General features: G+C 36.8%; 1 protein-coding gene. It reads right to left on the bottom strand.

Annotation, left to right across the window (positions count from 1 at the left end):
• A partial coding sequence (locus B9T16_RS29115) for an MAE_28990/MAE_18760 family HEPN-like nuclease (protein ID WP_410246440.1) occupies positions 1–461 on the bottom strand: 461 nt, incomplete at its 3' end.
• Positions 462–634: the final 173 nt, after the last annotated feature.

Genomic DNA, 634 nt, shown 5'->3' with positions numbered 1-634 from the left:
ACATCAAAATTTAATCCCAGAATCGCGGTTATTTCTTTTAACACTTCCGAGGATAAATTAGATCCAGTAGATATGGTATCTTGGTCTTTAGGTAAAATACATTTCTGGTCTAGCTGGGAAATAAAAAATTCACAAACTGGTATATATAATGATGGTTTATTAGTTTCTTTAGCCGTTTTCAGTTGTTCTTTCATAGCTAAGGCTAAAAAATTGCTAGAAATCTCCTGATAGGTTAACTCTTGTCGCCTAACATACTCTACATAATAGTTAGATGCTGACTTGACAAAACCTTCCCAGTGGGAATAAAGGATACATATAGCACTGCGAACTAATACTTGATGTTTGGGTTGCGAAAAACTTTTAGTTTCTACCAAAGATTTAATAGCTGACAATTCTCGCTTACGCCAAGCCAAATCCTCACCTAGCTTATCAATTAATTGTTCCGTAGTTCGGATTTTCATCAACCCAAAAATACCTTTCTACCAAGAGCAATTAAATGAGGTAAGCGCCTAGCTGCATTAACTCCGGCTCCCGACCATTTTTCATAAATAGGATCTGACCAAATTGTTTTAATGCGATCGCATATTTCACCCGGGGTCGGTAGTTTTTCATAGTTATATCCCATTCCCAGTGC

Origin of the sequence: Arthrospira sp. PCC 8006 (assembly GCF_046480465.1) — a bacterium.
GTDB lineage: Bacteria > Cyanobacteriota > Cyanobacteriia > Cyanobacteriales > Microcoleaceae > Limnospira > Limnospira platensis.
This window is presented reverse-complemented; position numbering and strand designations above follow the sequence as displayed.